At 45.4% G+C, this 26285-nt stretch carries 21 protein-coding genes; 4 read left to right on the top strand and 17 right to left on the bottom strand.

The window, feature by feature from the left end; all coding sequences use genetic code 11:
- Together RIF36_RS13110 and RIF36_RS13105 are read right to left on the bottom strand one after the other, a co-directional pair.
- Positions 1–1479 carry a T9SS type A sorting domain-containing protein gene (locus RIF36_RS13110; protein ID WP_350071283.1) on the bottom strand — a complete coding sequence of 493 codons (1479 nt, stop codon included), beginning with the start codon at positions 1477–1479 and terminating at the stop codon, positions 1–3.
- 195 nt (positions 1480–1674) lie between these two features.
- A complete protein-coding gene (locus RIF36_RS13105; protein WP_350119104.1) occupies positions 1675–3021 on the bottom strand; it encodes a GntP family permease in 1347 nt (448 codons plus the stop codon).
- 77 nt (positions 3022–3098) lie between these two features.
- Between RIF36_RS13105 and RIF36_RS13100 the strand changes: the two genes are divergently transcribed.
- Entirely contained in the window at positions 3099–3800 is a 702-nt protein-coding gene (locus RIF36_RS13100; RefSeq protein ID WP_350071278.1) for a uracil-DNA glycosylase family protein, read from the top strand.
- 19 nt (positions 3801–3819) lie between these two features.
- Here RIF36_RS13100 and RIF36_RS13095 read toward each other — a convergent pair whose 3' ends face one another.
- A complete protein-coding gene (locus RIF36_RS13095) occupies positions 3820–6048 on the bottom strand; it encodes an alpha/beta hydrolase (RefSeq protein ID WP_350119101.1) in 2229 nt (742 codons plus the stop codon).
- A gap of 127 nt (positions 6049–6175) precedes the next feature.
- Here RIF36_RS13095 and serA point away from each other — a divergent pair, with 127 nt between their 5' ends.
- Positions 6176–8068, top strand: coding sequence for a phosphoglycerate dehydrogenase (serA, locus tag RIF36_RS13090; RefSeq protein ID WP_350071272.1), 1893 nt, complete (start codon positions 6176–6178; stop codon positions 8066–8068).
- Positions 8069–8289: 221 nt separating this feature from the next.
- Here serA and RIF36_RS13085 read toward each other — a convergent pair whose 3' ends face one another.
- The 6 genes from RIF36_RS13085 to RIF36_RS13060 all read right to left on the bottom strand — a co-directional run bounded on the left by RIF36_RS13085 (position 8290) and on the right by RIF36_RS13060 (position 13707).
- Positions 8290–9198, bottom strand: coding sequence for a PorP/SprF family type IX secretion system membrane protein (locus RIF36_RS13085; protein WP_350071269.1), 909 nt, complete (start codon positions 9196–9198; stop codon positions 8290–8292).
- 195 nt (positions 9199–9393) lie between these two features.
- Positions 9394–10335, bottom strand: a complete 942-nt coding sequence (locus tag RIF36_RS13080; RefSeq protein ID WP_350071266.1) for a type IX secretion system membrane protein PorP/SprF — start codon at positions 10333–10335, stop codon at positions 9394–9396.
- A gap of 149 nt (positions 10336–10484) precedes the next feature.
- Positions 10485–10925: a DUF2214 family protein gene (locus tag RIF36_RS13075; protein WP_350119098.1), complete on the bottom strand. Its 441-nt coding sequence runs from the start codon at positions 10923–10925 to the stop codon at positions 10485–10487.
- Positions 10926–10932: 7 nt separating this feature from the next.
- On the bottom strand, positions 10933–11481 hold the full coding sequence (locus tag RIF36_RS13070; protein ID WP_350149360.1) for a DUF2911 domain-containing protein: 549 nt from the start codon (positions 11479–11481) through the stop codon (positions 10933–10935).
- 66 nt (positions 11482–11547) lie between these two features.
- Positions 11548–12594 (bottom strand): Ig-like domain-containing domain, encoded by a 1047-nt coding sequence (locus RIF36_RS13065; protein ID WP_350119092.1) that lies wholly within the window; start codon positions 12592–12594, stop codon positions 11548–11550.
- Positions 12595–12606: 12 nt separating this feature from the next.
- Positions 12607–13707, bottom strand: a complete 1101-nt coding sequence (locus RIF36_RS13060; protein ID WP_350119089.1) for a hypothetical protein — start codon at positions 13705–13707, stop codon at positions 12607–12609.
- A 382-nt stretch (positions 13708–14089) separates the two neighbouring features.
- On the opposite strand from RIF36_RS13060, the gene RIF36_RS13055 reads away from it, so the two are divergent.
- Entirely contained in the window at positions 14090–15187 is a 1098-nt protein-coding gene (locus tag RIF36_RS13055) for an acyltransferase family protein (RefSeq protein ID WP_350119086.1), read from the top strand.
- 56 nt (positions 15188–15243) lie between these two features.
- Here RIF36_RS13055 and RIF36_RS13050 read toward each other — a convergent pair whose 3' ends face one another.
- The 8 genes from RIF36_RS13050 to RIF36_RS13015 form a co-directional block, all read right to left on the bottom strand.
- On the bottom strand, positions 15244–16149 hold the full coding sequence (locus tag RIF36_RS13050) for a Cbp1 family collagen-binding glycoprotein adhesin (RefSeq protein WP_350119083.1): 906 nt from the start codon (positions 16147–16149) through the stop codon (positions 15244–15246).
- Between the two features lie 242 nt (positions 16150–16391).
- On the bottom strand, positions 16392–17021 hold the full coding sequence (locus tag RIF36_RS13045; RefSeq protein WP_350071245.1) for a hypothetical protein: 630 nt from the start codon (positions 17019–17021) through the stop codon (positions 16392–16394).
- Positions 17022–17050: 29 nt separating this feature from the next.
- Entirely contained in the window at positions 17051–19345 is a 2295-nt protein-coding gene (locus RIF36_RS13040; protein ID WP_350119080.1) for a transglycosylase domain-containing protein, read from the bottom strand.
- A 44-nt stretch (positions 19346–19389) separates the two neighbouring features.
- Positions 19390–21846: a leucine-rich repeat domain-containing protein gene (locus RIF36_RS13035; protein ID WP_350119077.1), complete on the bottom strand. Its 2457-nt coding sequence runs from the start codon at positions 21844–21846 to the stop codon at positions 19390–19392.
- On the bottom strand, positions 21833–22675 hold the full coding sequence (locus RIF36_RS13030) for a hypothetical protein (RefSeq protein WP_350119074.1): 843 nt from the start codon (positions 22673–22675) through the stop codon (positions 21833–21835). Before RIF36_RS13030 ends, RIF36_RS13035 begins: the two co-directional genes overlap by 14 nt.
- Entirely contained in the window at positions 22672–23220 is a 549-nt protein-coding gene (locus tag RIF36_RS13025; protein ID WP_350119411.1) for a hypothetical protein, read from the bottom strand. Before RIF36_RS13025 ends, RIF36_RS13030 begins: the two co-directional genes overlap by 4 nt.
- 62 nt (positions 23221–23282) lie before the next feature.
- Positions 23283–23792: a nucleoid-structuring protein H-NS gene (locus tag RIF36_RS13020; protein ID WP_350119071.1), complete on the bottom strand. Its 510-nt coding sequence runs from the start codon at positions 23790–23792 to the stop codon at positions 23283–23285.
- Positions 23793–23966: 174 nt separating this feature from the next.
- Positions 23967–24536 carry a hypothetical protein gene (locus RIF36_RS13015; RefSeq protein WP_350119069.1) on the bottom strand — a complete coding sequence of 190 codons (570 nt, stop codon included), beginning with the start codon at positions 24534–24536 and terminating at the stop codon, positions 23967–23969.
- Positions 24537–24791: 255 nt separating this feature from the next.
- Between RIF36_RS13015 and RIF36_RS13010 the strand changes: the two genes are divergently transcribed.
- A complete protein-coding gene (locus tag RIF36_RS13010) occupies positions 24792–26249 on the top strand; it encodes an alpha-L-fucosidase (RefSeq protein WP_350119067.1) in 1458 nt (485 codons plus the stop codon).
- Positions 26250–26285 lie beyond the last annotated feature (36 nt).

The raw sequence follows: 26285 nt of genomic DNA, 5'->3' as shown, positions 1-26285 counted from the left end.
TTACTTCTTGATCAATCTAAACACCTCGCCACTTGCACTGCTTTTCAGGATATAAACACCAGCCTGAAGGTCGTTCAAGTCAACTGTGTTTTGGAAAGGTGCCAGCTCTACTGTTTTAATAAGCACACCAGACTGATCGAAGATATTGATCGCAACTGCTTCAGTTGATACGCTGCCTTCAGACAGGGTCAGCTCGGTGCCTGATAACGGATTAGGATAGGCGCTGAAAGATGAAGTAGCGAACCTGCTTTTTTCGATGCTCAGCACTTTGAATATCTCAGTGTAGCCGTCGAAGTCGAAAGACTGAAGTCTGTAGTACAAGCGACCAGCAGGCGCTGAAGTGTCAGTATAATCATAGTCATTCAACACTTCTGACCAACCTTTGCCATTGATTTGTGCAACTTCTTCGAAGTCAACACCGTTCGTTGAGCGCTGTACAGAAAAATATTCGAAGTTCTCTTCCATTGATGTCGTCCATTTCACCAGAATGTCCTGCCCCGATTTGCCCAAAGTGAAAGCAGCAAGTTTGATAGGGAGAACCACTGCTGAATAGCTTCCAAGGTCAAAGGGGCTACTTGAAGGAGGGTTGGTGTAATCATGTCCGTTGACAGTTGAACCATTGTTCGACATCTGAAAGTTACCACCCCAAGTCGCTGTTCCGGTGCCATTGATCTGCGAACCACCAGAGGGATTTCCCAATCTAATGTGCTGTGCCACATCTATAGCCCCGTCAATAGTGGCAGACGTCCCGCCGCTGATCCCAAAATGTCTTCCAACGACAAGTCGACCTGTAGGCGTAACTGTCAGCATTGGAGTGCCTACGCCAGGGCCAGATGATAAAGTCAAATCCCTATCAATGTTCACTTCACCACTTATATTGAACCTCCCAGCTCCACCAGAAGAAGTAACGTCTCTGTCCACGTCGAGGTAACCGCCCTGGTAGACATTGAACACGCCATTCATTTTCAAATCGGATGTTACACGCCCATTACCATAAAGATTAACTACAGCATCGCTATTGCTTGTTACTTCCATACTGGCTGCGGTGAAAGACGCTCCAGATTTAATCGTCAAGGTACTTCCGTAAGTGACAGTCAATTTACCAGTAACCACAAGCGTTCCCGAGTTGATCGTGAGGGATGTAGCTGGAATTGTCAAATCACCATTTATTGTAATTGTTCCATTGGAAACGAAATTGGTGATGTTCGACAATGTAAGGTTCCCTGTAGAAGTGAAAGTTTTTCCGCTGGTAAGGGTGACATTTCCAAGTCCGTTGATAGAGCCACTTGTCGTGCCGGTAATATTATGATTGATGGTAACGTGATTCTTTGTACCAGCCCATTCAGTTGGTACGGCGTTACCGTTCCATGTAGTTCCGGTATGCCAGTTGCCGTTGGCCTTCGACGTATAGGTCGTCTGTGCGTTAGCTACCTGCAAGGAGAAAACTAGTACTAAAATGGTTGAGAATGCTGATTTCATTGCGCTGATTGTTTCAAATAATACTTCAAATCTATTATTGAATACGGAGGGCAACTAATGCCGGAGGGCAGCATTCGACGAATGAAGACTATGACTCGATATGGGGAGTTAATCTTTCTATAGACTACTTTTGGCATTTGTAACAAAAAGCCAAAAGTGAGCATTTTTGGCTAACAGGGGGTTTCGGCGTGCTTTTTACAGAAGTACTAAAAACGCCAGAATTGTAATAAATAAGATCGTACACCCTTGAAGCAACGACATGAGGGTGATGGTACGGTAGGCGACTTTAATGTCCCTGATCCCTGAGAACTGGGCCACCACCCAAAAGAAAGAGTCATTCGCATGGGATACTGTCATCCCTCCCCCACCAATGGCTGCCACCATGAGCACAATGCCTGTAGGGTTATCAAGCCCACCAAGCGGCAACAGCGTGCCAAGTATGGAAGAGGTAATCACCATGGCCGAGGTGGTAGACCCTTGCGAGGTCTTGAGAATGGCTGTGAAAACAAAGCCCGCCAGAATAAAATAAATACCACCGGCATCTCCGCCACTTAGCCAGCCTTCCACCATTTGGGCCATAGGTGTGGCCTTTAGCACAGCACCAAACGCAGCACCAGCACCTGTGAGAATAAGTACGGGCCCGGCTTGAACAAGGCCTTCCTGAAAAGATGACGAGCGTTCGGCCTTACCTATATACTTTAACAACGGCACCGCTATAAGCAAACCTGCCAGCAAAGCGATGACGGGGTTTCCTAAAAAGACCAGGGCATCTATCAGGGTGTTTTGGAAACCAACAAACTGAGCAACCGAGCCAAGACCAATCAAGATTAATGGAACAAAAATAGGGCTCATAGAAAGGCCCAGCGAAGGCAAATACTGATCAGAAATAATGGGGCTATCAGTAAGTTCAGCTCCGTAAGGGTATTTCTTGAAAATATACTTTGAGTACGCCACGGCAATTAAAACCACGGGGATGGAAATAAGCAGTCCTGAAATGATCACCAAACCTAAGTAGCTTTCGCCGCCCAGGTTACCCGCCGCTGCAATAGGCCCTGGCGTTGGAGGCACAAGGGTGTGGGTAGTGTACATGCCGCCTGCCAAAGAGAGGAATAAAGAACCGGCGGCGACGTTTCTTTTCTTCGCCATTACATGACAAAGCCTTGAAAGGATTATAAAGCCTGAATCGCAAAAGACGGGAATACTCACAAGGGCTCCGAGGAAACCAATCCCCAGCTCAGGACTCTTTCGACCAATCGTTTGAAGGATGAATTCGGCAATCTTGATAGCAGCGCCAGATTTCTCCAGAATCACGCCCAGAATGCTGCCCAATATGATGACAATACCAATGCCGCCAATGATACTCCCGAAGCCGTCATTTATAAAACCTACTACTTTAATGGCCGGAATGCCCACCACAATGCCTACTAATAACGACGCAATAAGCAACATGATGAAAGGGTGCACTTTGAAGACCGAGGCCCCAACTACAATCAGCACAACAGCCAAAAGGATGACAACGAGCAGCAGCGGGCCTTCTATCATGATCGAGCAGGATTGGTTTTCAGATCAATAATAAAATTTGTTCTGGATAAAAGGGCTCCATTTATCATATTCATGCCATGGAACAACTACCCTCAAATAGAGATGCTACATTTGCAGATCAACTCCTTGCGTTTTTGGCAGACCTTGAGTGGCCTGAAGTGCCAAAGGACGTCGAAGTGATGAACCCATATGCAGAAGCCAAGGCATGGGCACTTACGCAGACTTTTTACAGAAAATACTATTCTGACAATCAGGCCAGAACGCTCATTATTGGCATTAACCCGGGCCGATTTGGCGGTGGGGTCACAGGCATTCCGTTCACTGATCCTTTGAAGTTACAGGACATTTGCGGTATTGAAAACAACCTCGCCAGAAAGCAGGAGCTCTCCTCAACGTTTATCTATCACATGATTGCTGCTTTTGGTGGCCCCGAAGCCTTCTACCAGCACTTCTGTTTTTCGGCTGTGTCACCCGTGGGCTTCACCATGAATGGCAAAAACCTCAACTACTACGACCACAAGGAGCTGCAAACCAAACCCTGGGTGGATTTCATGACCAACTGCTTCGAAAGCCAGCTGCAAATGGGCGTCAACCGTGAGGTGGCCTACGTGCTGGGTCAGGGACAAAACCTTAAGTTTCTCTCAAAGCTGAATGACGAAAACGGCTTTTTCAAAAGGCTGGAAGTGCTGCCGCACCCGAGGTGGGTGATGCAATACAGGCTGAAAAGGCTGGATGAGTTTATCAACGTTTACATTGACAAACTCTCCGTTCATACCTAGCTGCTTTTCGTGAAAGCCATCACCGCCGAAACCCCATATTATCAAGGTAAACAATTCCCTTCGACGGCTTTCTAAACTCAAAGCTTATCTCAGTTAGCCCGGACCAATTAAGCTCAGTGTCGCTCAGGTCTATTTCCACATACTCAAACTGTGGCTCCCAAAACACATTGAAACGATCCCTGGTCATTTTGTCCGATTTGAAATAGTGAGATTTGGCCCTGGGTGCCAGCACGTGGTAGTCACTAAGCTGCTTTTGAAGAACGACGCCCGCACTGTCTTTGAAAATGATCCTGAAGTCAGGAGACAACTCCCCGTTGATCGAATCCAGCAATTCTTTGTCCCCATGCGACAAGTCGAACACAAACTGACTGGGGTTGAACGCCTCTCCGAGGCCGTCCGGGAAGCTTACTTTATAGGTGGCTGTGCTCACAGACGCCGAGTCAAGCTGCCAGCCCAGCAGCAATGCATTGTTTTCCTGCAATAGCTTGCCTTTATACTGCATCAGCTCTTCTCGGAACACCTTGAAGCTGTCGGCTTTGGCTTTTCCATTACCAAAACTTTCAATATCAATATCAGATTCGAAGTCTTCCAGCATGGTTATCCTATTATCCTGATACACGACGCTGATATTATTTTTGGGTAACCAATTGTCGGCAGACCATCTGTTTCTGAACACAGCCCTGTAATCGACCTGATCAAAAAGTGTTGACTTGAGGAATGCACCAATCATCACTTTTGCGGTTTCACGCTGTAGGTCCCCATCGATAAGCGGCGTTTTGTTGAGCAGGTAGCTGTACGGAGGCCCGGCATCATTGGCTCCCCAAATCGTATTGAACTGCCCATGGTTGGCTCCATGAACGAGTACTCCTGCCTTAAAAGTGCTGTGGGTCAACTCTGTTCTTCTGTACTGACGAAGCCCGTAAAAGCTATCTTCATCACTATCCAGCGAACCCTGAAGGGCCAGGAAATTCACGCCTTTCAACTCCATACGCCTCTCGTACCGGTAGTCGGTTTGGGCCAGGGCAATCACCCCCTTAATTCCGAAATGAAAGTCAAAAGCTTCCAGCGCATTGTCTGGAAAAGCGGGAAGCTCATTGAAGGCAGCCGCAATACTTACAGCTTCTCCTCCCCTGCTGTGACCAATCAGCGCTATTCTGTCCAGATCAACTTTTCCAAACAGCTCATGAGTTTTGTCCTCATTCCATTGTTTCCACTGCTGCAAGTGCTTCAGCAGCAGCCAACCCCTGGCAGGCATTTCGTTGCCGCCAAAGTCTCCATCAGGTGAGCCATTCAGAAAGTTTTCGTCAACGGACACCATGATGATGCCGTTCGAGGCCATCCACTCTCCAAGGTAGCCATAACCGGGGTCGGAGTACTCCAGCATAGAGTGATTCCCATGCACGGTGAGCACAATAGGGAACGGCCCTTCCCCTTCCGGCATCCAAACCAGTCCGTTTACCGGAAGTTTTTTTGGTCCAAAACCCCAGTATTTTTCTCTGCCCTTATGTTTGTCGCCTTTCCAGGCTGGAATGATCCGGGAACCATCAACAGTAGGGGTGACAAACTTCGCCTCCTTAGCAAACACTTTCCGTCTCTTGCTATCTCCCGATCCATAGCTAAAAGACTTCACAGCAAAAGCGCCGGTTAATGTCGGGTCGGCCAGGGTCAACTGGCTACCTCTCATTGGCGGAACCGAAGGCAGCGTCGCCTCCTCGGGGCTCCGAATATAAGTAAGCCAATAGAAGCCTATGACGAGAATGAGTGAACCAACTGACCCCAGCATGAACGCAAGATTGAGAAAGGTCTTCGATGATTTTTTTTTGGAAAGAATACCAAATAAAAATGCTGACAAAGGCAACGCCGTTAGCCATACGCCCACCGCTCCCAACCAGTAGTATTGAGATGGGAAACGAAGAAAGTTACTCCCAATGAGCCAACAAACCGTTATCGAAGATACAACCCATGCACCCACTGGAGCCTGTCGCTTGTTGACCCAACGATCCAGGTGAAAATACAAAAGCCCCAGAGCATAGTGCACGGCTATCCCATAGACGATTCCAAGCACGAGATTTACCTCCCTGGGATCATAATTTCGGAAGTAGTAGGCCGCAGTTGCAGCAAAGGCGACGTTTGAAATCGCCAGGCCAAACAGCACTGATTTCTTTAAACGGTCTTTTCGCTTCTTACTTGTTAAGATTTTTTTCCATGGGTTCAAAAACCCCCAAACCTTAGGTTGATTTGATTTCAATCGTATGCGGTTAAATATGAAGTCATTTATTTAAAAGGATGGGTGCGTTTACTGTGCTTTTTATTGAAGCGTGTTCATTCTTCAGTCGAGAATATACTTAACTTAGTGCGCTTAAAACAAGCCATAAATGGAAGAAAGGAAATTCTTCGTCGTTGACTTTGACAGCACCTTTACAAAAGTTGAAGCCCTGGACGTGTTATGTGAGGTATCTTTGGAAGGCCGACCCGAAAAAGAAGAAGTACTGCAAAAAATAAAAGACATCACAGATTTAGGGATGGAAGGCAGCATCGACTTCAGGGAATCGCTGAAACGCAGGCTCGATCTTCTGCAAGCACATAAAAACCACCTGCCGCCACTTATCGAAAGGCTGAACAAACTCATTACCAAGTCGGTAAAGCGTAACAAAGACTTTTTTGAGACCTATAGCGACAATATTTTCATTATAAGCAATGGCTTCAAAGAGTTCATTGTCCCTATAGTGACTCCACATGGGGTAAAGGCTGAAAACGTATTTGCGAATGAGTTCCGCTTTGACGACAAAGGAAATATAATAGGTTTTGACGAAAACAATATCCTATCCAAAAGTAACGGAAAGCCAGCCCTTATTAAATCGCTGAACCTTGATGGAGAGGTGTATGTTATTGGCGATGGTTATACCGACTATGAAATAAAGGCGGCAGGCTTTGCCAAGAAATTCTATGCCTTCACCGAAAATGTGTCCAGAAAAAAAGTAACTGATAAAGCAGACCATATAACACCATCCTTCGACGAATTTTTGTACATGAACAAGATGAACACCACCCTTTCTTACCCTAAGAATCGAATCAAAGTACTTTTGCTGGAGAACATCCACCCAAGGGCCATAGAAATACTAAAAGAAGAAGGCTATCAGGTAGAGGTTCACGCAGCCGGCCTCGATGAAGACGAGTTGATAGAGCGCATCAAAGATGTTTCCATCCTTGGCATACGATCAAAAACTCAAGTGACTAAAAGGGTACTGGAAAGTGCTCAACGGCTTATTTCCATCGGTGCCTTTTGCATTGGCACCAACCAGATCGACCTGGAAACAGCAGAAAAGAAAGGCGTGGCAGTATTCAATGCACCATTTAGTAATACACGTTCGGTAGTGGAGCTGGCCATTGGCGAAATGATTCTTTTGATCCGTAACCTGCCCGATAAAATTGCAAAAATGCATGACGGCGTATGGAACAAGTCGGCCAACAACAGCTTCGAAATCAGAGGCAAAAACCTGGGCATTATCGGTTACGGCAATATAGGCTCTCAGCTTTCTGTCTTAGCTGAATCGATGGGCATGAAGGTGCATTTCTTTGACGTGGAAGAAAAGCTGGCGCTGGGCAATGCCACCAAATGCAATACGCTGGACGAGCTGCTGGCTATTTCCGACGTTCTTAGTCTTCACGTGGATGGCAGAAAAACCAACAAAAACATCATTGGTGCTGCTGAGTTCAAGAAAATGAAAGATGGTGTGATCTTCATGAACCTGAGCCGTGGTCATATCGTTGACATCAAAGCGTTGAAAGATGCCATTGTATCGAAAAAAGTAAGTGGATGTTCAGTGGATGTATTTCCGCATGAGCCCATCAGCAACAACGAAGAGTTTACCAGTGAGTTGAGAGGGCTACCTAACACCATCCTCACTCCGCACATTGGCGGCAGCACGCTGGAAGCTCAGGAAAACATCGCTACCTACGTGCCCAACAAAATGATTGAGTATGTGAACACTGGCTCCACCAGCGGCAGTGTCAACTTCCCTAATGTGACATTACCATTGCTCAAGGAGGCTCACAGGCTGTTGCATATTCATGAGAACATACCTGGCATTATGGCCAAAATCAACCAGGTTTTTGCCAAGCATGAAATCAACGTTGTTGGGCAGTACCTGAAAACCAACGAATTGACAGGCTACGTCATCGCCGACATCAACAAGAAGTATGACAAGGAGGTACTGACCGACCTTAAGGCTATTGAGGGGACGATTAGGTTCAGGGTTTTGTACTAAAAACAATAATGGAGCCCATGTTTGGCGAATTGGCTCCATTATTATTATCCAGGTCAGCTACCTGGGATTAAGGAATACTGTGTAGGGTACTATGTTCTGCACTATTCCGTTACGTCATTCATCTACCTGTGGATACATTAACCTTCAACGGCATCCGGTCGGTTTGAAAGCACGATTCTAACCGCCCCTCAATCAAGTCGCCAATTGTTGCACAATCAGCGTCACATAGCGGTGGTGCTCTTCCTTTTCGGACTTACCTGCAGCATGAACGCAGCCGAACGATAGCCATATGCTTGGGGAGATTGCTTTTCGAATACCTTCACACCAATCTGTAGGGCATCGCTGTAGCAGACGCCTGCAAAAACATTTGATGTGTTATTATGACTATTATTGTTTGAATATTGTGCACCAACAAACGCCCATTTGCCAATGTAGGCCGTAGCATTCAAATTCAATATTGCCGGAAGCTCTCCCGGGAGAGCATAAAGTGCCGATGGCGTAAACTTTAACCATTTGCTTAGCCTGAAATCTTGCTGGATAAATGCAATTAATTTCCTTCTTTCTTTAATTTCCGAGAAATCCTCGGAAAAATTTTCCCGATAATTATACGGGTAGTTAACAAAGCTAAGACCTGCCTTTGTGCCCTTAAAAAACGAGTAGCTCGCTCCAAGGTCGTAGCTAAAATAGTCTGACCTCATCACGCCGGCAAGGACAGAAGAGCTACCATAAACGCCTAATTTAGAAAAATCACTTTCCTGTCGGATGTAGAAAAAAGAACTACCCAAAGCAAGCTCATTCCCTCCGGAAAATTTCCATCTATAGTTGTACATCAGCGTATACCTCCACCCAGCATGCACCCCTAATGTTTCCCTGCTCATGGCTGCTCCAATGCCACTGTTGATTGTCTTAAGGTGTTGATCATAAGAAAAAGATACACTAGCTGGTGCTCCATCAATACCACTGGTTGGAACGCTGCCTATCAACGTAAATGTTTGGTCATCACTTTCACCAGCCATGGCAGGGTTGATAAAAAGCGGAGCAGAAAAATAGAAATCCTTAAGGGAAAGTGTCTGGCCCGAGGCTGCGTTTAACAAAAAAATAAGCATCAGGGAAAGTGAAATTGTTTTCATCTCTTTTAACGGTTAATAGAAAACATCATGCTTTTACTGTCTACGATTATTTTAATTAATTATTTACCCATGACTAGCATAGTAATATCAATAAGAGATGTAGTCAATTAGTAACCACCTGAAAGACGTATATTTAAAAATAAAAATAGACCACACAAGGCTTCTCCGCCGCTAATCATCGCAAGGTTACTCGTATTACATTTTATTATTAAAACCATATTTGAGCATTACTCCTACGTAGCTATCGCTGTACTGATTTTCCATAGACCACATGTTCAGGCGTGCCCTCGCAGCTACCTGAAAAGAGTCAGTAAGATTTAGTCCAGCATATACACTCACTGGCCCGACAGGGTAGTCATTGCTATAGCTTTTGTAAGGACTGAATTTAGCTCCAATAAAGACTTTATTACTGAATCTCAGAAGTAAATTAACATCCAGGATGCTCTGTGAGGAATAAGACCTGGGAAGATACAGAACATACATAAGTATAGGTTCAAGGCTAAATTTTGGCCCGAGGCGAAAAATGGTTTGGGAAAACACATTGACCTGTCTGCTGTTGTAGGCAGATAAGCCGTCTGTGAATTTGGCCTTTGATGCCGCTGCGTTCTGCATACTTAAACCCAGGAGAAATGATTTGTATTTGTAGCTCAAGCCCAGATCAACATCAGCATTGACCCCATTTACATTTCCTTCGGGCACCTGCCCATAAGGAGTATATTGCCCATCCCAATCCGAGAATAAATAGAAAGCATACTGATTCAAATTAACTCCCATCCCAATCCCCAGTTCAGCGTCAGCTGATACTTTGTGCTGGTAAGTATACATCACTGATTGAGAATAACTGGAGAAAATATTAGAGCTATTGATACCTATTACGACTCCAACAGCACCATTGATCCCCTCTACCTTACTGTCGCCAGACAGCATGTATCCATTTACAGAAGTAGCGTAACTGGGTTGCATGTCAAAGTCAGCTACCAGCAATAGGTTTTGCTTTTCATTAAGTCCAGCTAAAGCTGGATTAGTAATTTTTGGATCAAATACATAAAAATCAGACCAAGTACGTCCGGTGTTAAACTGAGCTGATAAGGAGCTGGCAAGACAAGATAAAATAAGAATACTAAAAATATTTTTCATAGTCTGCTGTAGTCAGGAAATGTGAAAGCACAGAAATCCTCTCGTAAAACTACCTTAAGTAAGGCAAATTATTCCATCAAACAACAAAGACTTTGAAAAATTTCTATATGAAATAGGTGTACTTCTCAATTAAATTGCAGCGGTGTTTCTTATCTTGCCCCCACTCCCATCGCCATCATGGCCCCGAGCAACGGAATGATCAATACAAGAGTCAGCTCGATGCGAAGAATCATTTTCATCTTCTTTGGAATGTCAATCACTTCGTCTGGATCGCCCTTCCTTTCTTTCAGAAAGTAAAAAGTGGGAATCAAAGAAATAGCTCCTACTATGCCAAAAAGAATAAGCTTGGCATAAATGATCCAACCGTTGCTGTAGAATTCTGCAGGCTTGCCCACGCCAAACCACAGTGTAAAGCCAGCGCCCATCACGAGGAGGGCGCCGATTCCATACACGGCATCTACGACGGACAATCGCTGGATGGCTCTGCGGGAAAGCTTGTCTTCCAAAAGCAGGTGCTCACCCACCAAACTACTGAATACAGCCAGGATGCCCATGTAGTGTAGGTATTTCACCAAAATGTAGGCAGTCATCTTACTATTAGTTAGCCCTTATTGGAATGGTGAACTTTACTTTTTCAAATGCCACATTGATATCCACGCCACCATCAGCCGGAGACAAAGTGATCGTGTGTTGTTCTGTCAGGGCTCCGTCTCTCACTACAGGTACTGAAGTCGTGAGTATGTCTAGCTCATGGTCAGCCTCAGAATAGCCCCAGTTTCCCAATTCTGTATTAAAAATCACCTCAAAACTCTCCGGCCCAGGAACTGCATAAACTTTGTAAGTTCCCTTTTTAAGAGCTTTTCCGTTAATATTTACGTCGCTATCAACAGTCACCTCCGTGGATTCGTTAGCTCCCAGCCTCCAGTAAACCCCATAAGGTTGCAGTGCTCCCTCCTCCTCCGTTCCAAAAACTACCCGATCACGAACAGAGGGTCGGCTGTAAGTCAAAGAGACTTTTACCCCGCCATTGGATAGTTCGGCACTACCAGGAGGGCTTAACGTCCGGTTACGATTATCCATGTAGAAGAAGGCGGCAGCAATCAGCACGACAAACACACCGACACCAATTAGTATTTTCTTGCGCATAGTAAGACGGATTTAATTGAAATGTGAATTTATGGAATTTTGGCTGATCTGGTTGAAAAAAATGCTTTACCTGATGGCAAATCTTATTTGCCAATCCTGCTTCGTCAAATCTGGGTTCTCAATTGTTGTATCTTCATCAAAAAGGCGCTGCAGGTTGTTGCCTGCCAGGTCCTCAATGGTTGGATCAATAATTAGCTGATACACACCTGCCAACCATGGCTTAGTTGGTTGAAAAGTCAGTCCGACTTCCCCAGGCTGAGTTTCAAAAGTACCCTCAATTATTTGCTGATCTGCATCTTCACTCTTCACACTAAATTTTCCGTCCAATGAGCCAAGATCCATCGGCTCACCGAATTTAACACTGAGAGCATCCCTACCTCCTGGAGCTGGGGCCACCAGTTTCCAACGCTCAAGGCTTGGCTTCTCCCTGTCGTCATCACTAGTGGAAAATGGACGACTAAACTGCTGACCTAACTGAGCTCCTTTTTGGCTACTAAAGGCTCCTTCGACTACTAATGAATATCGCTTGCCCGGTTGTAGCGGCGTACCATGCATTTGATTGGGTTGCAAGTCCCGTTTTATTTTCCCCGGATCAAACCAAAGCGTAAGTGTGGTATTTTCCGCATTCCAAAGAGGTGGTTGCAACGGCAAGATGGCTCCAGGCAACCTCCGCCCATTTTCGTCTGCCACATAAATGTCCTCGTAGACGCCGTCTGCCCTCATGGGCTGATCAAATTTGACATACATCTTAAGTTGGTTGGCGGGAACAATATTTGAGCTTGGATAAACGGCCAGTACCATGGGGGGCGGCTCGTTGTTGCCCTCCAAACGGAATTGAGCAAGCAATTTCTCCCCTTCCCTGATCACATACTCCTGCCCTTCAGCAAAAGGAATAGCCGCTCTGAAAATAGTTTTGTCTCCTTCAATAAGAAAATGTCCAAAAATGGGTTTGGGGTTATTCTGGAGTCCAACTGAAAGTCTTTTTAGGTCGCCAGTGTAAGTAAACTGAATGGCTACTGCCTTTCCTTCCTCCAAAACAAACTCAGGAGAAAGTTGAGCAGTAGCCACAAAGCAACTTAAAACCAGCAGGGGTGTTAAGTAATATTTCTTCAAGTATGGGTGAGTTTACAACCAGAAATCATTGCCAGTGATAAGGTTGAGATCGCCATTGGCTTCTCTTTTCAGCATCACAAAGTTCTTGTCTCCTAATTTATCCAGCTGCACAACATTTACCATAGGAAGAGCTATGAAATTCACGCCACCCGTTTTACCAGGCTCCTCAATCGGCTCTGTCAGGCTGCCTTCAAATCCGGCAATGTCCGAGAACCTCACCTTCATTACCGAACGGTTGCTATTGGCCATCAAAAGAAAGCTTTCACCGCCTTTATCAATCACTACCATATCGAGAGGCGTATTGCCGGCACCAAATTCGGCTACAGTGCGGCCTTTGATGTGTTTACCACCTTTCAGTTCATCCATCGGAAAAAGCACCAGCGGCGTACATGTGTAGCTAGCTACCAGATAGTCTTTGCCGTTAATCGTGCCTGTCGTAAAGGTTTTAACTGGTGCGTAAGTCTCAAAGCGGCCGTGTGCAGCGTGGTATATTTCGAGCGATGCATCGTCCTGGCTTTTCCCGAAAGGAAACGCCATACTTCTGAAAGTAGAGCTGAACTCGGCATTACTCAGCCCAGTCACCATCACTTTTCCATTCTTGTACTCTATGTCGGATACTGTCCAGACTCGTTGCGCCCGACCTCTGTCGTCCTTGTAATCTTCAGCGTAGGCGTTCTCAATGCCTCTTGAAGAATAAGAAACCTTGTCGAGAGGTACCCACTCAATTTTATCGCCGACAAGCTTCAGTAACACAGGCGTCCCGTCCTGGTTGTGAACAGCAAAATAGGGGACATTAGACAGTGGATTTACCGCCATGTCCTGAATAGAAATTTTATCGGCTGTTGTTCCCAGCGCAGCCGCAATAGCCACGTCTACATTTTTCATTTCTATTTTGGCCGGAGCCTCCGTGGATTTTGCATCTTTTGTGTCGAGGGCAACAATTGAAGCCGATTTAGAATCGCCGATAAAAAGGATACCATCCGGCCCAAAAGTCATGGCATTGATCGACTTGATATTCGGGTTGCCTTCCTTGAAATTGGCTTTCAGGGGTTGCTCTTCCGCCGAAGCAATAAAGAAAAGCATTGAAAAGAAGATTGTAAGTAGTTTTTTCATAGCGTTGGGATTTAGCATACTTTGTTAACCATTTCATCACCAATGGGTTAAAAGTTAATTATAAGCGGTTAGAATTGCCAGCAATAGCCCGACGAAAGTCTTTTAACGGACATAAATTTTTGTCTACATGGCATGGATAATAAATCCCTGACTAGTTGCAGCCGATTGTTTCAACCCCAGTAGCCATCCGGTTTTACCATTTGAAAGAAGCTCATAAACCAATTTTTCTCAACTTTACTTGGTGCCCGATATTCCAGTTATCACAAAGGTTGTTTTTATATTTTGACTTCCTCATATTAAATGGGATATTACAATGTTGCCGCCAACAACAAATAATTGGGGCGATTGAACACGTAGTGCTACATACCTAACCTTACCTCAAATGAAAAGATTTGAAGCATTGGACATTTTTCGTGGGATGACGATCTGTCTCATGATCATTGTGAACACACCTGGCGATGGTGCAAGCACCTTCTCTCTGCTGCTTCACGCCGACTGGCACGGCTTCACCCCCACCGACCTTGTTTTTCCTTCCTTCCTTTTTGCTGTAGGCAATGCCCTGGCTTTTGTAATGCCGAAATGGCAAGACTGGGAGTTTAAAGACGTTTTTTTGAAGCTTTTAAAGCGATCCGCCCTCATCTTCCTTCTGGGCTTTATCATGTACTGGTTTCCTTTTTTCAGACAGGATGCCTCTGGCGCCTGGTCGTTTATACCATTTTCCGACACGAGAATGCTAGGGGTACTGCAACGAATCGCCATTTGCTACTTCGCCGGTGCGTTGATGATCCATTTCTTTTCTACCAAAACACTCTACTGGGTATCCGCAGTGCTTTTGCTTGGCTACTGGGCGATCATGTCGTGGTTTGGCGACCTCACTATGCTGGGCAATGCCGGGCAAACACTGGATCTCCTGATTCTAGGCGAAGGGCACATGTACCACGGCGAGGGTGTCGCTTTTGAACCGGAAGGGATACTTAGTACACTGCCTTCCATTGTGAACGTCATTGGTGGCTACCTCCTGGGGCTTTATCTCAAGGAGGGTGTCAACTACGAAAAACTGGCCAAGGTCATGCTATATGGCACGTACATATTGCTGGTAGCCTACTTGTGGAACTTCATTTTCCCTTTCAACAAGAAGCTTTGGACAAGCTCTTTTGTGGTTCTTACTATTGGATTGGACTTCATCATCATTGGAATTATCATCTACCTGACCGAGTTTTCTACCAAGCCATACAAATTCAGTTTTTTCCAGACCTTCGGGAAGAATCCCCTTTTCATTTACCTGCTTTCCGAGTACCTGGCCATCACTATGTATGTTGTCAAAATAGGAGACAGAAGTCTTTTCCGTGTGATTTATGAGAGTCTTTTCAGTTGGCTGCCTCCCTATATCAACTCGCTGGCCTTCGCTCTTGTATTTATGATGATTTGCTGGGCAGCCGGCAAATGGCTTGAGAAAAGAAACATTTACATCAAGGTGTAAAAAGCAGAGGGATCCGGCGAAAGATCCCTCTTAGATGAACAAAACTGATGACCGGGTCAATTAACCACCGCCACCAGGTACTTTGAAGATTTCCAAAACTCTTCAGGGTTGGTTATTATCAGAGTAGAAAAGTCCCCGGTCTTGTCTTCTCTCTCTTTGTAAGAGTCGCCAGGGTGATTTGTAACAATGTCAACTTTTTTCCCGGCAAGTAGTATTTCACTTGTTGCTGTGATGTCTATTCGCTCAAATGAAGCATTGTTAAAATCAGCGTTCAGCTTCTCTACCTTACCCAATCCTAATACTCCCCCCTCTTTGGTAACGACTTGCTCCTCCTCCAGTTTCTTATAGGTGCCTGTGGCTACGTAACCAGTGTTGAGTCGCTCCTGCTGAGTGGCCAGCAAGTCACTTTGCTCGCTTATGGTGGTCTCATTTTCCAGTTTAAGCCCATTGAGGGTGTCCACTTTCATCGAAAGTACTGCCAAATTGTCTAAGAGCTCTTTATTGGAAGTATTCAATGCTGCCAGCGTAACTTTCAACTCGTTCACTTCCTCATCCTTTTCTTCTACCCGGGCCTGAAGATTGTTTACCAACTTATTGAATTCTTTCATCTTAACAGACGAGCCCTGCAGATTTTGCTGTAGCTCAGCAATTCGGGCCTTGTTATCTGCCAGAAGTGCGTTAATTGCTTTTATGTCTGCTACAATTGCCTTCTCAGCGGAGGGCAAATTCTCCACTTCATCAGAGGTAGCAAGCCCTATTTTCTCTTCACGCTCCTTTATCTCCGCCAGGTTACTTTCAATCTCATTGAAAGTCTCAAGGTAGCTATTGAGCGTCTCCTCCAACCTGTCATTCTCGCCCTTGAGGGCCACATTTTCAGTCGTCAAATTCTCCACCTTTTCCTTGTTGCAGCCAGCCAAAATCATCGGCACGGCCACAAACAAAATCAACTTGTAATTTTTCATAGCTAATTGGTTTATGGTAAAAAACTTATCGATGCACCCGTTTTGAGTACATCACTTAAAATACGATAAATTTTATAAATTATTGTATTTTACTAAGTAAAATTAGAACTTGTTACGGGTAGATAGAGCGAAGGATGCCCGCAGAGCGTTTGAACAACGCAAAAGGATTCTTGGGTATTAGAAACTAACTAAGTGGGTGGATTAACCAGGGTAGTCTCACCCACATACAACAAAGTAAAGGGCTATCTGCCAGCCGGAGTCTTTCTTCGAACTTCGTCCAATTGATTCACAGCTGTTTGTAATTCACGTTTCAGTTTTACCTGCTTTTCATTGGATCGTTGACGAAGCTCCTCAAGTTCATCAGATACCTGGGCCAGGTCTCTCTTGGCTCGGTTAGTAATGGAATGGCTGTTCTTGAATGAAACATACATGATGCCCAGCAAAACCAGCAGCCCCCCTACAATTCCCCAAACCACCACATTGTAGAAGGACTTATTGAGTGACATACCAAGAAAACTTATCTCGCTATTAACTTCTTCGCTGGCCTGAAGTTGCTCATTGACTACGGCCAGACTATCGTTAGCGGCTTCCAGTGTTGAGTTGATATTAGCTATGGCAGTTTTAACATCCGCTATTTCTTTGCGATAGCTTACCAAACTATCTTCCACTTCTCCCCAAAAGCTATTGAGCTGTTGAGTAGCTATTACTTTATATTTTTCATAGGTCTCTGCATCTTCCACCATTTTTTTGTACTTGGCCTGCAGCGTACCATTTTCATCACTTTGTTTGCCAAATGCCATCCCGGCATTGAGCCCGATCAAAAGGATAAGCACCCCACTCCTTCTGATCTCCGGTAAAATCATTCCTTTCATAGCTAATCATTTAAAATAAACACTGGTTACTAATTTTCCTTCTTCTTAAAAATGCTCTTTATTTTTGATAAAAAGCCCTTCTTTTTCTCCTCACCAAAGTCCCTTACTTCCTGTTCTTTTCTCGTAAGCAGTCCCTTAATGAATCCTTCCTTTTCTTTAAACGGATCACAATCAACTAAATGCAATAAGTCATCCGAAGGAGCAGCGAATCTCTCTCGGGTAATGCCATTATAATGACTGTCTTTATTGAGTTTTTCCAGGAAGAATGCAAATATAGGCAAAGCTGACGAAGCTCCCTGCCCTAATATAGTACTTTTAAAATAAATTTTAGGATTATTTGCACCAACCCAAGTGACTGTCACCAAATTTGGGAGCATTCCCACAAACCACCCGTCACGGTTCGACTGAGTAGTACCGGTTTTGCCTGCTATCGTATTGGAGAGGTTGTACCTGGAGTGAAGTCGTTTTCCAGTTCCGTCTTTTACCACTGCCTGCATCATGTCCAGCATGATCTTGCTGGTGCTTTCGCTCATGGCGGCTTGCTGCTCGTCGGCAACAAACTCTTCCAATACCTTCCCTTCGCCATCCTCCACTCTTAGCAACATTTGAGGTGCAACGGATATCCCATGATTGAGGAAAGCTGCGTAAGCCCCTGCCAGCTCTATTGTCGAAATGTCTGCTGTGCCTAGCGCCAGTGAGGGCACTTCCGGCAATGTGCTCAAAATATTGAGGTTCCTGGCCAACTTTACGGCTGACGCTATTCCCGTTTCTTCAAGCACTTTCACCGACACGGTATTGACGGAGTGCGTCAAAGCGCCTTTCATGGTATAGAAATTATGGGTCTCCGCCTCGGCATTTTCGGGTGCCCAGTTCTCCATGTTTTCGTAAGTAATTTGCCTCGAAGAAAAGTAGTCGCACGGCTTCACTCCATTTTCCAGGGCGCTGGCAAAAACGAAGGGTTTGAATGTAGACCCCACTTGTCTTTTAGTGTTGACGTTTACGTGGTCATACTCAAAGTACTGATGGTTTATACCGCCTACCCAGGCTCTCACAGCCCCGGTTTTCGGATCCATCGCCACGAAACCGGCCTGTAAAAATTTGAGGTAATGCTGCACACTGTCGTACACACTCGCCTTTAACTCTTTGTTTCCAGCCCATTCAAAAAGCTCCATCGTCCTTTCCTTGTGCAATGAGTCGGAAATCTCCTTTTCTGTCAGTCCTTTTTTCAGGAGAGAAAGATAAATGGGCGTTTGCTTAACTGCATGCTCTATCAGCGACTTGTTCTCTAGCCATGGAGCGTTGTTTCCCCACTCCTTTTCGAAGGCGGTTTGCAGCGCTGCCATATGCTTTTGCATAGCAAGCTCTGCCGCTTGCTGCATGCCGGCATCCAGCGTGGTGTATATTTTCAGTCCATCGGTATACAAATTGTAGGGTGACCCATGGGCTTTGAAATGACTTTTGCACCATTCCAGCAATTGCATCCGCATCTGCTCTCTGAAATACGGCGCAGGCCCTTCATGCAGGGTCATTTTGGTATAGTCCAGCTCGATTGGCAAATCCTGGTAGGCATGAAGCTCCAGTTCGGTCAGGTAACCGTATTTATTCATCTGCGATAAGACTACATTCCTTCTGTTCAGTGATCTCTCGGGAAACACCCTTGGATTGTAAGCGTAGTTGCCTTTCAACATGCCAACCAGCACAGCGGCCTGGTCTATCGTTAAGTCATTCACCGACGCATTGTAGAACCGCCTCGAAGCACTTTCCACACCAAATACATGATCACCAAAGGGAACGGTGTTGAGGTACAGCGCTATGATCTCATTCTTGCTGTAGACTTCTTCCAGCTTTTCAGCAATAGCCATTTCTCTGAACTTGTTAACCGGAACGCTCAGAAGCCCATAATCCTGTCGTGGGAAGAGGTTTTTGGCTAGCTGCTGGGTAATGGTACTGCCGCCACCTGCACTGTTGTCCTGCAAAACGATCGTTTTGAAAAAGACCCGCAAAAGACTTCTGTAGTCAATGCCATGATGCTCGAAAAAGCGGGCATCCTCTGTAGCAATCAGCGCATTGACCACGTGAGTTGGAAGGTAATCGTAATCCACCGAGGTTCTATCGTACAGGTAGTATTTACCGAGAAGGTCACCGTTGGAGAAATAGATTTCGGAGGCCTGGTTGTTTCTTATGCTTTGAATTTCGACAGCATTCGGAATAGCTCCGAACAGTCCGGCCTTTACCCCCCACCAGACAAAGAAAGGAGATACAAACAGTATAAATGACAAAGTGAGCAAGCCGTAAACCAGCTTCCTCGTTCGATTAGATCCCATAGCTAAATAAAAATAGGTTAACGGAAGCTAGTTCCGAAGTCGACTTAATAAAAGGTCACCTTACAATCAGGCTGCTGAGATTTGAAGTCTTCAATTTCCCTTTCCGAAACCTTCGTATTAAAGCAGGTAAGCGACTGCAAGCCTCTTATGTCTATTAAACGGTCTAACCTCCCCACTTTGGTATTTGAGAAATCAATTTCTTTTAGTCTGTCAAACCTCTCTATACCCTTAAGATTCTTCAGTTGAGTGCCAGCGCAATTAAGCGCCTCCAGCTCTCTGAAATATTCAATTTCCCGCAGGTCGGCAACAGCGGTGTTGCTTACGTCAAGCTTTGTCAGATGAATAAGACCCTGGATGGGCAGAAGATTTGAGACTGGGTTCTTGGAGATATTGAGGACTTCCAGGTTGTCGAGTCGTGATAGCTCTGTGAGCGATGAAAGGCCAATACCGCTTAGGTTGAGTGTCTTAATATCCAGAAAGGCATACAAAGGCGCCAGCGATTTAACAGACGAACCTACGGCGTCAATACTGGTTTGCGCAATTAATCGGTGCAACTCTGCGCTTGTGGGGCCTGGGCTCAACTTTTGATTTTGGCGGAACACCGTTTGCCAATCTACTGATAAGGCCTCCCACCAGGCCATTACTTCTTTTGTTTGAAAAATCACCACCGCATCAGGGTGTGTGCGTATAAAGTTGACCACCGAACCCCTGGAAACAAAGGTGTCGTCGAGGTTTAGGTATTGAAGGCGTGGCAAACCCTGTAGTACTTCTAGGTCGTACACCTTTGTGTTAATCAGCTCAATCCTTTCAAGTGTGACTATGCCTTTTAACCCAGCAATATTTTCTATCGGCGTATCATTGGCCTTCAGCACTTTGATATCCCCCAGCCTCGACAATGAAATAAGCTCATCAATCGGGTTCTTGCTGATGTCTAAGTAATTAAGCTTTTTGAATCGTTCCAGTGGCAACAGATTGGACAGCATCTTGTTCACAAGTACAAGAGAATCCATATTGACCAGCTTCACCAGCTGCTCCTTTGTAGGTTTCTGCCCCTTTGGCACCTGCATGAGCGACATCAGTGCCAGGCGCCATTCGCCGGTCAAGCCGGTCCACCATGCATCCAGCTGACGGCTGTTCATCACCACCAGCGTCTTTTTCTTTTTACTCATAAAGTCGTCGGCCTGCTTGTCTGAGACAGAGGTATTGTCGCAATACACCTTTTCCAGAGAGGCTATTCCCAGCAGGGGGTCCAATGACGAAACCGGGCAGTCATTGATCATCAGGTCTTTTAGTCCACTCAACCCGGAAAGTGGCGAGAGGTCTGAGACAAAAGTACTGTTGGCTTGAAGCACATTCAGCTTGCTGAGGTTTTCCAATCCTTCCAAAGAGGCAATGGCAGTGGACGAAACATTCAGTTCCTCCAGCTTGCTGAGTTTGATGAGTGACGCTGTGGTAGAGAGGCTTGTTTGGGAAACATCGAGCCAACGAAGTTCAGTCAGCAAGGAAATGGCGCTAAAGTCAGATGCTGGAATCCCTTTCAGCAGCAAAACACGGAGGTCAGAAAGACCAGCCAGCTCGCTTAAGTCATATACTGGCGTCAAAGAAGCATCCAGCATATTTAGCTTTTCGGAATACTTCAAAAAGGTGATATCCTCCACCTTAGTGTTTGAAATGTCAAGGTGCTGAAGGTTCGATAAGCTCCTCACCGGACTAAGGTGTGTTATCCGGGTGTTGCTCATTTTCAGGTACACCAGGTCAGGCAGCATTTCCAGCGGGTTGATGTCTGCCAGGTATCTGTTATCAGAAATATCAAGACTGTCAATTGTAGCTATAGTCTCCAACTGGGCATTGCTCACGCTATCGGCAGGTATTATGGCTGCAGTCTGCTGTAGTAACGCCATCCATTCATATGAAAGAGTGTTCCACCAAGCCCTCAGTGCTTTTTCACGACTTATCTTAGTTGTATAAATGCTGGCAATTTTCAGATCGTCCTTTTCAGCGTCGAGGTTGATCTCAATAAACCTTTTTCGGGTGTTGGAGACGGCATCGCCTTCTATTCCCGCTCCTTTTATTAATCGGTTGGTTTCTACCTTGAAATACCACTGTCCATTGTCTCTTTTGAGCGGCTCTACTTTCAGTATTTCAAACTCAAAGGAAACATGCTTAAAAAAGAAGTCAACGTCTTTGAAGTAGGCCTGCACGTCTTTGTTGATGACTACCTGCCTGTCTGTGAGCAGATCGTCTTCAATTTGTACTTTTCCGTCTCTGAACACCTTCAAATAGCTTTCAGAAATGATCACCTCTTTGTCTCTGGCAGAAGTTGTCTGATCGCCAACAGTGTTGAGCATAAACTGTAGAAAAGACACCAGGTCTTTGCTTTTTTGCTCATAGATTTTCAGGTCGTCCTGGTTAAGATTGACAGCTTGAGAAAACACTCCGGTAGTAGAGAACGCTCCAACTAATAAAAAGACAACGGCATACCGAAGACTAATTCTTCCCATATAAATAGTTCTTGATCGCTTTTTTATTCTCCTCAGACGTTTTTACAATATTAGAAATCAACCAGCCTGAGTTATAGCCCGACCGATTGAATTGAGACACTTCAAAATACCAATTGTTAAGCTGAAAAAAATGAAACTTCACCTCCCTGACGGTTTTGAATTTCAAATTTCCCCTTTTCATTTCATAAAGAAAAAGCGTGAGGTAGCTTGGTGCAAATTCATCCGGCGTATACGACTCGGGGTTTTCGCTTTCCTGAAACGCCTTGCGCAGGTTCATGAAATCCAGCTCATGGCTCATTGGGTGTAGAAACTTCTTTGCAGCCGTGGTATCTTTGTGGAAATATTTTTTGAAGGGCTCAAAATATACTTCTTCAATTACCCATTCGTAACCCAGGCGCTGAGGTTGAAGCTTCATAAACAGCGTGACTGGCTGTTCTTTCCCCTGATAGGTAAAGAGGGCATTCACCTCAGCCATCCAATTGCCGGAGTGAAAGTCAAGGAACTTCTGCCCCGACTTGTCAGTCATCTCCTGGGCAAACTCCTTTTTCAAGGAGGCCGGAATCATCGTATTCTGGTTATCAAAAAGAATCCCTATATACCTCCTTCGGATGGCCGGATCATGGAAGTTTTTGTTGCCTTCGTAGTAGCGCTCGCCTTTTTCATCTTCCTCGCCATTAAAGCGGCGGAAAAACTGATTTACCAGCTTCGTAGAGGCATACAACTTACTTTCGTCCCCCATTTCGTCAATCACCTGAGCGCTGACCTGCCCGGCTGACAAAATGGAGAACAAAAGAAGAAGCGCATAAAACAGCCGCTTCATCCTTATCATGCAGAAGTTTCGGTTACCCTGATATCACCCAGCATCACGTCCCAAAACTCAATGGTGCGACCAGAAATTTGGGTTTTCTTTCTCTCAACGTAGATGGTGATGTCCTTCTTGGTGGTGTCCTTGTAGGTCATGCCATCGTCCGAAGTACCCTCAAAACGCTGATAGACAGTAATCACGCCTACATAACGACCATCGGGCTGGCGCTCCAGGTCACTGATGTAGTGAATGTCGTACCACTTGATGTTTACTTTGTCGTAGTTGAGGGCCATCAAGCGCTCGAAATACTTTCTTACTTTATAATAATTGATGTCGGTAGAGCTAAGGGAAGACACGCCCATCTCGCTATCAGGGGCAAATAGTTCTTCCGCCCTGTCCATTACCCTTACAGCCTCTGAATAGGCTGTTTTTTTATCACCAATAATGCTGATGTACTTGCTCAGGTCTTTCACTTTTTCAAGTGCCAGTGAGTCGATCGCCTGCTTTCTGCGGGGGCTGATGTCGGCGGTTTGGGCCATCGCTGTGCCCATCATCGCAACAAGCATCATTGAGAATGTATATTTGAATATCTTATGCATGGTTATTTCTTTTTTGGATGGTTATCGTACCTCTACCTTTTAATGAGCTCGAGTTCTGTGATTTTTCCTGAGGCATTGGTCTTCATGTCCCGGATATTGTTCAGGTTCTTCTTTTGGTCTTTCAAATAGTTGAGGTACTTCTCCGCCGTGGTTGGCTCATCATAATCCACTTCTCCTGAGGAAGACTCATAAATGATAATAAAAACGGGAACGCCCGGCGAAGCAAACAACATCAGCGCTTCATTGATGCTGCTATTGGCCGAAGCGACAGTTGGCGCAGAAGAAATAGCGGCGAAGTATCCCGATAATTTAGTTGATAGCGTAGCCGGAGGGGCAGTCTTTGCCTTGTTGGCATCGTTTTCCATCTCCTTGTTCGCATTGTCATGAGAAATATCCTTTTCCACCTTTTCCATAGGCTCTTTGTTGGACACTTCCCTCATTTTCTTCTTGCTTTTGCAGGAAGAAGCTCCTAAAACAATCAATAACACAAGTAGGCCATTTAGGGTACCTGTTTTCATCCACCTGTTTACGTGTTGTAACATAATTTGTCAGTTGTTTAATTTTGCTCAAAAGTTACGGTATAACAATAAGTCATACCAATTGATTTTCATTTTCTCTTAAAGGGGTTTAATGAAATCACCACACACAAAATGTTTGCCATGATTTGATATACCGGCCTTCGGGGAAAATAATATTTTTCGTGGAAACCTTAAAGGTTATTTGCTTGTGGCTGGCGTGCTGGCGTTAACTTCGTCCCGGGCCTTTTCAAGCTTCGTGATAGAGGTATTTACCTCAGTCAAATGCTTACTACTGAACGACCTGCCCTGCTCCTCTTTTCCATCGGAGGCATAGGCTTTCATCATTTTCTCAAGGTCGGTCAGGTATCTGAGTGATTCGTTGATATAGTAGAGATCAAATTTGTCCGTTCCCGCCTGCTTTTCGATAAACTGATAGTCACGGTCTGCATCACTGTCCAGCGCCCTGGGTAGTTTCATTCCCGACTTGGTCGAAACAATACTTAAGTCGAACAGCACATCGCCCATGAGGGAAGCGACGTCATTGGCTGCCAGATAGGTTGTTCTCAGTTTGGAGTCTTTTCCGGCGAATACTGAGGCATTCTTGATAAACTGGGTTTTGTTTTGCACTTCAACCAGGTAGTTGGCCATTTCTTCCTTGGTACCTGTAAACTTGTCCTCGTTGTAAGTAATAGCACCGTAGTAACTATTGCTTTTACAACTGGCGAATAAAATGATAATTAATCCAAAAACTAATTTGGTAGAATTCATGATTTGCTGGTTTAATTGATGGTTGAACTTGTTGTGCCATATAGCCTTAGATAACTGCATAGACTACAAAAAGTTATAATTTTTAACGTATTAATACAATTATTAACGCTTCCGGCGGCAAATTGTTGCGCCAAGAGGTTATTGATTCCAATACTATCGTCCCGCTGGCTCAAAGCTTGGTTGCACAGAATTGCCGAAAACCCTCCGGCTGTTAATGCATAAGTCCTTATATTTCGACATCCAACAATTTGACTTATGACCCGATCCTCCTTTCTTAAGATATCAGTCTTCTTCGTGATCATTTCGGCTGCCTGCGAAACCAAACCAGTTGTGCCGCCGATGCCTGTTTTTCCTGTGCCTAGCGAAGAGCAGCTTAAGTGGCATGAATTAGAGCAATATGCCTTTATTCACTTTACAACGAATACTTTTACTGATAAGGAATGGGGGTTTGGCGATGAGCCGGAAAGCATATTCAACCCAAACGGACTGGATGTTAGCCAATGGGTAAAAGTGATCAAAGATGCGGGGCTAAAGGCGGTTATTTTAACTGCCAAGCATCACGACGGCTTTTGTCTTTGGCCCAGTATCTATACTGAACATTCCATCAAAAATAGTCCTTATAAAAATGGTAATGGGGATTTGGTGAAAGAACTTTCAGAAGCATGTAGAAAGGAAGGGCTGCTATTTGGCATCTATCTCTCTCCGTGGGACAGGAATCATCCGGAATACGGCCGCCCAGACTATGTAACTTACTACAGGAATCAACTACAGGAGATCTTCACCAACTACGGGCCCATCTTCGAAATGTGGTTTGACGGAGCCAATGGCGGTGATGGCTATTATGGAGGAGCCAATGAAAAGCGTCGCATTGATGGAAAAACTTATTACGACTGGCCAACCACCATCGAGATAGTGCGGAAGATGGAGCCAAAGGTGCTGTTCTTTAGCGATGCGGGTCCGAGTATCCGGTGGGTGGGCAACGAAAGAGGGCTCGCAGGGGAAACCAACTGGAACACTATTAGCAACGATACTTTGTACGCTGGGCAGGCTGGCATCACCGACTTGTTGAATACGGGCCACGTTGAAGGGCAGCAATGGATTCCGGCCGAAGTAGACGTGAGCATCAGGCCAGGTTGGTTTTACCATGCGAAAGAAGACAGCCTCGTTAAGACTCCGGAAAGATTGTTCGAGATTTATATGACGTCGGTGGGGCGTGGCTCCAACCTGCTGCTCAATATCCCGCCGGATCGCCGGGGTTTGATTCATGAAAATGATGTGGCCGCCCTGCAAGGCTGGAAAAAGCTGCTTGATGCTGCCTTTAGCACCAATGTGGCATTAGATGCCAAAGCAACAGCGTCGACGGTGAGAGGAGAAGCTGAGGCGTATGGTGCGGCTAACCTGACCGATGGAAAAACTGACACCTACTGGGCAACGGATGATGAGGTAATCACGGGCAATGTGGAGATTACCTTGCCTGCATTGACGACCGTTAGTTATGTGACCCTCAAGGAATTCATCAAGCTGGGGCAAAGAGTAAAAGCATTTACTGTGGAAGCCAAAGTGGATGGTGCCTGGAAACAAGTTGCCATGGGTACCACTATCGGCTACAAGAGGATATTGAAGCTGGATGCGCCTGTAGAGACTGAGGCTATTCGGGTGAACATTGCGGAGAGCAAGGCTTGCCCGGTGCTGGCGGAGGTGGAAGTATATTGACCTCAACCCAAGTCACGGAGCGACTTTCCCCCTCTC

The sequence above is a fragment of the Imperialibacter sp. genome (assembly GCF_040222815.1).
In the GTDB taxonomy this organism is placed as follows: domain Bacteria; phylum Bacteroidota; class Bacteroidia; order Cytophagales; family Cyclobacteriaceae; genus Imperialibacter.
Note: the sequence above shows the minus strand (reverse complement) of the source record. Positions and strands in the feature narration are given on the sequence as shown.